This window comes from Streptomyces rectiviolaceus (assembly GCF_039533825.1).
Taxonomy (GTDB): domain Bacteria; phylum Actinomycetota; class Actinomycetes; order Streptomycetales; family Streptomycetaceae; genus Streptomyces; species Streptomyces rectiviolaceus.
This window is the reverse complement of sequence record NZ_BAAAUG010000207.1, coordinates 21,907-28,622: the sequence shown is the minus strand read 5'-3', so window position 1 is coordinate 28,622 and position 6,716 is coordinate 21,907. Positions and strand designations below refer to the sequence as shown.

General features: G+C 70.5%; 6 protein-coding genes. 5 read left to right on the top strand and 1 reads right to left on the bottom strand.

Translation table 11 applies throughout. The features are described 5' to 3' along the window. The 5 genes from ABD378_RS40985 to ABD378_RS40965 all read left to right on the top strand — a co-directional run. On the top strand, positions 1-700 hold a 700-nt coding region (locus tag ABD378_RS40985), incomplete at its 5' end, for a hypothetical protein (RefSeq protein WP_344530019.1). Further along, positions 697-1,998 (top strand): ATP-binding protein, encoded by a 1,302-nt coding sequence (locus ABD378_RS40980; protein ID WP_344530017.1) that lies wholly within the window; start codon positions 697-699, stop codon positions 1,996-1,998. The genes ABD378_RS40985 and ABD378_RS40980, both read left to right, overlap by 4 nt. 131 nt (positions 1,999-2,129) lie before the next feature. After that, positions 2,130-2,498 carry an SH3 domain-containing protein gene (locus tag ABD378_RS40975; RefSeq protein WP_344530015.1) on the top strand — a complete coding sequence of 123 codons (369 nt, stop codon included), beginning with the start codon at positions 2,130-2,132 and terminating at the stop codon, positions 2,496-2,498. A 63-nt stretch (positions 2,499-2,561) separates the two neighbouring features. Then, entirely contained in the window at positions 2,562-3,935 is a 1,374-nt protein-coding gene (locus ABD378_RS40970; protein ID WP_344530013.1) for an FtsW/RodA/SpoVE family cell cycle protein, read from the top strand. Further along, the gene (locus tag ABD378_RS40965) at positions 3,932-5,392 is read left to right on the top strand and encodes a penicillin-binding transpeptidase domain-containing protein (RefSeq protein WP_344530011.1); all 1,461 of its coding nucleotides are present in this window, start codon (positions 3,932-3,934) and stop codon (positions 5,390-5,392) included. Before ABD378_RS40970 ends, ABD378_RS40965 begins: the two co-directional genes overlap by 4 nt. Before the next feature lie 38 nt (positions 5,393-5,430). Here the strand turns inward: ABD378_RS40965 and ABD378_RS40960 are convergent, their stop codons facing one another. After that, entirely contained in the window at positions 5,431-6,543 is a 1,113-nt protein-coding gene (locus tag ABD378_RS40960) for a ferritin-like domain-containing protein (RefSeq protein ID WP_344530009.1), read from the bottom strand. Positions 6,544-6,716 lie beyond the last annotated feature (173 nt).

The window sequence follows — 6,716 nt, the reverse complement described above, 5'->3', positions numbered from 1 at the left end:
CGACCCGGGCGACCTGCGCGGCGCGGGAGCGACGCCCCCCGCCGAGGCGCCCACCCGCCTGTGGCCGAAGCTGCCGCCCCCGTCGGCGCCCGCCGAGGACTACGGCACCGTCGAGAGCGTGCCGGTCAAGGGCGTGGACGTACCGGGCGGGAATCTGCACAAGGTGGATCCGGTCACCGTCGCCACGACCGACTTCGACAAGAACCCGGGGATATACAGCCGTTCGGACGAGGTCTACAAGGAGACCGCCCAGCAGCTGACGAAGTGCGACGGCGGCGCCCCCGACGATGCCGACGCCGACGCCGAGAAGTGTCCCGTCCTCGACGCCTACTACCGCGATCTCACCGGGGACGGCAAGGACGACCTCATCGTCGGCATCCGGCTGGCCCAGGGGCACGCCGAGAATCTCGACATCCGCGCCTACGCCATGGAGAAGCGGCAGTTGAAGCAGATCATGGACATGGGGGACGCGGTGCTCGGTGTCGAGCTGGCCGGCCATGAGGTGATCGTCCGCGCCGTCTCCGGCATGCAGGGGTACGAGTACCGCACCGTGTGGTCCTGGGACTCCCACCGCAAGACCATGCTGCCGACGACCGACGAGATCGTGCGCTCCCCGAACGCGCCGTCGAGGAAGCCCGACCGCAAGCCCGAGCCGGCCGCGAGCGCCCGCCCCGTGCCCTCTCCGAGCGACAGCGCATGAGCCACCGGCTGCCGCGCGGGCCGCGGTTTCCCGCCTGGACGGCGACGCTGACCTGGAAGGCCGCTCTCTTCATCACCGTCATGTGCTGCGCGCTTGCCGCGCTGCTCGGCGCGCTCGTGCACGTCTCGGTGACCAACCAGACCGTGGGCCAGGCCCGCGACCACGCCCTCACCCGGCTCGACGACGCCACCAAGGCGTACGAGGCGGGCGACGACCTCGGCCCCGGCGCGGGAATCGACCCGGCGGGGCTGCCCGCGCGGCTGCGGAAGCTCGCGGCGGGCGGGGAGCGCGGGACGATGGTCGCCGCGCAGGACTCCCGGCCGACGATGTGGGCGGCGGGACCGGCCACGGACCGGCGCGCCATCGCCGTCCACGTCGACTATGCCCAGGGCGCCCGCACCATCGACGGACTCGACCGGGCGATCCTCGGTTCATCGGTGCTCGCGATCGGGGCGACGCTCCTGGTCGGGGCGTTCGCCGTGACGCGCGTGACGCGGCGCCTGCACCAGACGGCGACGGTGGCGCGCCGGATCAGCGGGGGTGACCTCGACGCCCGGGTGAACGACCCGCGCACCCGCGAGCCCTCGCGCCACCAGGACGAGGTGGCGGCCGTCGCCGGAGCGCTCGACACGATGGCCTCCTCGCTGCAGGGCAAGCTCCAGAGCGAGCAGCGGTTCACCGCGGACGTGGCGCACGAGCTGCGCACGCCGCTGACCGGTCTGCACGCGGCGGCCGAACTGCTCGAACCTGGCCGCCCCACGGAGCTGGTGCGCGACCGGGTCGCCGCGCTTCGCACCCTCACCGAGGACCTCCTGGAGATCTCCCGGCTCGACGCGAAGAGCGAGCGCGTCGATCTGGACGACCACCATCTCGCCCCACTGGCCGAGCGCGCGGTGCGAGGTTCGGGAGTCGCTGCCGAGCTGGTCGTCGTACGCGATGTCTGCGTGGTGACCGACCGGCGTCGCCTGGAGCGGGTGCTCGGGAATCTCATCGCCAACGCGGACAAGCACGGGCGGGCGCCCGTCGTGCTGACCGTCGACGGGCCCGTGGTCTCGGTGCGCGATCACGGCGACGGATACCCGGACTACCTGGTGGAACACGGGCCCCAGCGGTTCCGCACGGAGGGGACGACCCTGGGGCACGGCCTCGGTCTGACGATCGCGCTGGGCCAGACGGCGGTCCTCGGCGCACGGCTCACGTTCACGAACGCGCCGGACGGCGGGGCGGTGGCGACGCTGACGCTGCCGTACGAGGAGCCCGCGGGCGGCGGTGCCAAATGCCCCGACGGGGCGGCTTGACGGGCGGTTTGACGCCGCGTGAGCCTTTGCGCGCCCAGCGTGCCGATTTTAGTGTGAATTGCGGCCTATGACCCATGCTCCAAGGGACTGCGGGCCGCACCACATTCGCCCCTTCCCTAGAGGAGGCCCCCATGTCCCTTCGGCCCACCGCGACCAGGACCCGGCTCGGCATACTCGCCGCCGGCTGCTCGCTCGCCGCCCTCACCGTCACCGGCCCCGCCTTCGCGGCCGACGACGCGGGCGCCAACTCCAACAGCCACCCGCGCATCTACAAGGGCCGCGTCACCGCCAAGCACGGCCTGCTGCTGCGCACCGCCCCCACCCGGGGCAGCCACGTGATCCGCAGCGTGCCGTACGGCAAGGTCGTGCACATCTACTGCAAGACGACCGGCGACCACGTGCAGGGCAACAACCGCTGGTACCTGCTCACCAACGGCACCTGGGCCTGGGGCGCCGCGCACTACATCGCCAACATCGGGCCCGCGCCGCGCTGGTGCTGACGCACCACAAGCACACGGTGACATAAACGGACATTGAGGCCTATCGCTTGCTACGTTCCGGGCATGACCCGAACAGCAGCGGCGCCCCCGTCCGTACCCGCTGTTCGCGTACCCCGGCGCCGTGGCACCGAAGTCGCCCTGATCGTCGTGGCCGTCCTGCTCTCGGTCTACGGCTACTGCGACGTCGGCCTCGCCAAGAACGGCACCGTCCCGCCCGGCGCCGCCGGTTACGGCGCCGGGCTCGGCGTGCTCGCGCTCCTGGCCCATCTCGCGGTCCGCTTCCGCGCGCCCTACGCCGATCCGCTGCTCCTGCCGATCGCCGTGCTCCTCAACGGCCTGGGCCTCGTCCTGATCTACCGGCTCGACCTGGAGACGCCCGGCGACGAGGCGGCGCCCACGCAACTCGTCTGGTCCACCGTCGGCGTGGCGCTCTTCATCGGCGTCGTGGTCCTCCTGCGCGACCACCGGGTGCTCCAGCGGTACGCGTACATCTGCGTGGTCACCGCGCTTGTCCTGATGATCGTGCCGATCTTCTTCCCGGCCGTGAACGGCGCCCGGATCTGGATCAGGGTCGGCGGATTCTCCATCCAGCCCGGCGAGTTCGCGAAGATCCTGCTCGCGATCTTCTTCGCCAGCTATCTGTCCGCCAACCGCAACGCGCTGGCCTACACCGGCCGTACGGTCTGGAAGCTGACGAAGCTCCAGCTGCCGACCGGCCGTGTGCTCGGCCCGATCGTCGCGATCTGGCTCCTGAGCGTCGGGGTCCTCGTCCTCGAACGGGACCTCGGCACCTCGCTGCTCTTCTTCGGGCTCTTCGTGATCCTGCTGTACGTCGCCACCGGACGCACCGGCTGGATCGCGGTCGGCCTGGTGCTCGCCGGGGTCGGGGCGTACACGGTCGGCTCGCTCGAACCCCACGTGCACAGCCGGGTCGAGGACTGGCTGCACCCCTTCGCCTCCATCGACGCGGGCGAGGGGCCCAACCAACTGGCCCAGTCCCTCTTCGCCTTCGCGGCCGGCGGGATGCTCGGGACCGGGCTCGGGCTCGGGCACTCCATCCTCATCGGCTTCGCCGCCAAGTCCGACTTCATCCTGGCGACGGCGGGCGAGGAGCTGGGCCTCGCGGGCCTCGCCGCGATCTTCCTCCTGTACGCGCTCCTGGTGGAGCGCGGCTATCGGGCGGGGCTCGCCCTGCGGGACGCCTTCGGACGGCTGCTCGCGGTCGGGCTCGCCTCGATCGTCGCGCTCCAGGTGTTCGTGATCGCGGGCGGGGTGACCGGGCTCATTCCGCTGACCGGCATGGCGATGCCCTTCCTGGCGCAGGGCGGCTCGTCGGTCGTCACCAACTGGATCATCGTGGCGCTGCTCATCCGGGTCAGCGACTCGGCGCGCTCCCAGCCGGTCGGCCCCCTGAAATCCGCGGAGGAGGGCGCGTGACCAGGTACATCCGCCATGCCGCCGCGTTCTGCGCGCTGCTCCTCATCGCCCTGCTCGTGAACGCGACCCGCGTCCAGGTCGTGCAGTCCGAGCACTTCGACGAGAACCCCGCCAACCGCCGCCAGGCCATCGCCCGCTTCGGCCAGCCCCGCGGGGACATCATGGTCGACGGCCGCGCGGTCACCGGATCCAAGGACACCGGGGAGCAGCTCCGCTATGAACGGACGTACAAGAAGGGCCCGTTGTACGCCCCCGTGACCGGCTACGCCTCGCAGGTCTACGGCACGACCCTCCTGGAGAACGCCGAGGACGACATCCTCTCCGGCACCGACCCGATGCTCGCCCCGCTCCCCCTGTGGAACGACATCAGCCGCGCCCAGAACCCCGGCGGCCAGGTGCGGACCACCATCAAGGCAGCGGCGCAGCAGGCCGCGTACGCGGGGCTCGGCGGCAGGAAGGGGGCGGTCGCCGCGATCGAGCCGTCGACCGGGAAGATCCTCGCCCTGGTCAGCACCCCTTCGTACGATCCCGAGCGGCTCTCCGGCACCAGTGGGTCGGTGGCGAGGTCCTGGGCGGCGCTGAACGGCAGCGCCGACAAGCCGATGCTGAACCGGGCGATCCGCCAGACGTATCCGCCCGGTTCGACGTTCAAGGTGGTGACGGCGGCGGCCGCTCTGGACGCGGGCACGGTCACGGACCTGGACGCCGCCACCAAGTCGCCCAATCCCTACACGCTGCCCGGCACCAGCACGCAGCTGACGAACGAGGTCGACGGCTGCACGAACGCGCCCCTGCGCTACGCCTTCGAGTGGTCCTGCAACACGGTCTTCGCCAAGCTGGGCGCGGACACCGGCCTGGGCGACATGCTGGGCACGGCACGGAACTTCGGCTTCAACGACAGCGGCCTGGAGATCCCGTCATCGGTGGCGGCGAGCAACTTCGACACGTCGATGGACGACGCGCAGCTTGCGCTCTCCTCGATCGGCCAGTTCAACACGCGGGCGACGCCGCTGCAGATGGCGATGGTCTCCGCGGCGGTGGCGAACGGCGGCCAGGTCGAGTCCCCGCACCTGGTGGACGAGACCACGACCGACGACGGCGACGTGGTGCGGAACACCGGCACCAACTCCCTTCACCAGGCGATGAATCCGGCCACGGCGATGCAGCTGCGGGAGCTGATGACCGACGTGGTCGAGGAGGGCACCGGCGGCAACGCGGCGATCCCGGACGTGACGGTCGGCGGCAAGACGGGCACGGCCCAGCACGGCATCGACAACTCCGGCACGCCGTACGCCTGGTTCATCTCCTGGGCCCAGAAATCCGGCGAGGCCCAGCCATCGGTGGCGGTGGCGGTGGTCGTGGAGGACGCGGCGGCGGACCGGGGCGACATCAGCGGCGGCGGGAGCGCGGCGCCGGTCGCGAAGGCGGTGATGGAGGCGGTGCTCGACGGGTCGTAGAGAGCAGGGCATCCGTCTCCATCACACGGCAGGGGACCTCAGGGGTTCCGGGCGTCGCCCGAGGCGATCATGTCCTCGACCTCCGCCACCCGCTCGCCCTCCTCCGCCGCGAACCGCTCCGCGTCCAGCTTCTCGGCGATCTCCTCGTCCTGCGCCATCAGCTGGTCGAGGTTGGCGTTGCCCATCTCGAACACGCCCATGTCGACGTACGCCTCCTGCAGGCGCTTGCCCCACAGGCCGATGTCCTTGACGCACGGCACGATGCGGCTGAAGAGCAACTGCCGGAAGAGGGCGAGGAACTCGGAGTTCTCGCTGTACTCCTCGGCCTCCGCCTTCGGGATGCCGAAGTTCTCCAGGACCTCGACGCCGCGCAGGCGGTCGCGCATCAGATAGCAGCCCTCGATCACGAACTCCTCGCGCTCGCGCAGCTCCTTGTCCGACAGCTGCTTGTAGTAGTCGCGCAGGGCCATGCGGCCGAAGGCCACGTGCCGCGCCTCGTCCTGCATGACGTACGCGAGGATCTGCTTGGGCAGCGGCTTGTCCGTCGTGTCGCGGATCATGCCGAAGGCGGCGAGCGCGAGGCCCTCGATGAGTACCTGCATGCCGAGGTAGGGCATGTCCCAGCGGGAGTCGCGCAGGGTGTCGCCGAGCAGCGACTGGAGGTTGTCGTTGATGGGGTAGAGCATGCCGACCTTGTCGTGCAGGAAGCGGCCGTAGACCTCCGCGTGCCGCGCCTCGTCCATGGTCTGGGTCGCCGAATAGAACTTCGCGTCCAGGTCGGGGACCGACTCCACGATGCGCGCCGCGCACACCATCGCGCCCTGCTCGCCGTGCAGGAACTGGCTGAACTGCCAGGAGGCGTAGTGCCTGCGCAGCTCGCCCTTGTCCCGTTCGGTCATCTTCGCCCAGTGGCGGGTGCCGTAGAGCGACATCGACTCGTCGGGGGTGCCCAGGGGGTCGTACGGGTCGACCTCCAGATCCCAGGCGATGCGCTTGGCGCCGTCCCACTGCTTGTCCTTGCCCTTCTGGTAGAGGGCGAGCAGCTGGGCGCGGCCCTCGTCGTACTCCCAGCTGAAGCGGGCCGCGCCGGTCGCCGGTATCTGCCAGGTGGTCTCGTCGGGGGCGTGGGTGTACAGCTCGTGCGTGGACATGGACGGCTCCTCAGGGTGGGCCTTCGCTCTCCGGGAACGTTTCGCGCTGCTTCCGAGTGCCTTGTACCAACCGGTAGTTGGCAGGCTCACACGCTCGTAGACGCGGGGTCAACAAGTCGTGCGCAAGGGATTGACGCCCTTGCTGACGGGCAGTCTCATAAGACATGACCGCC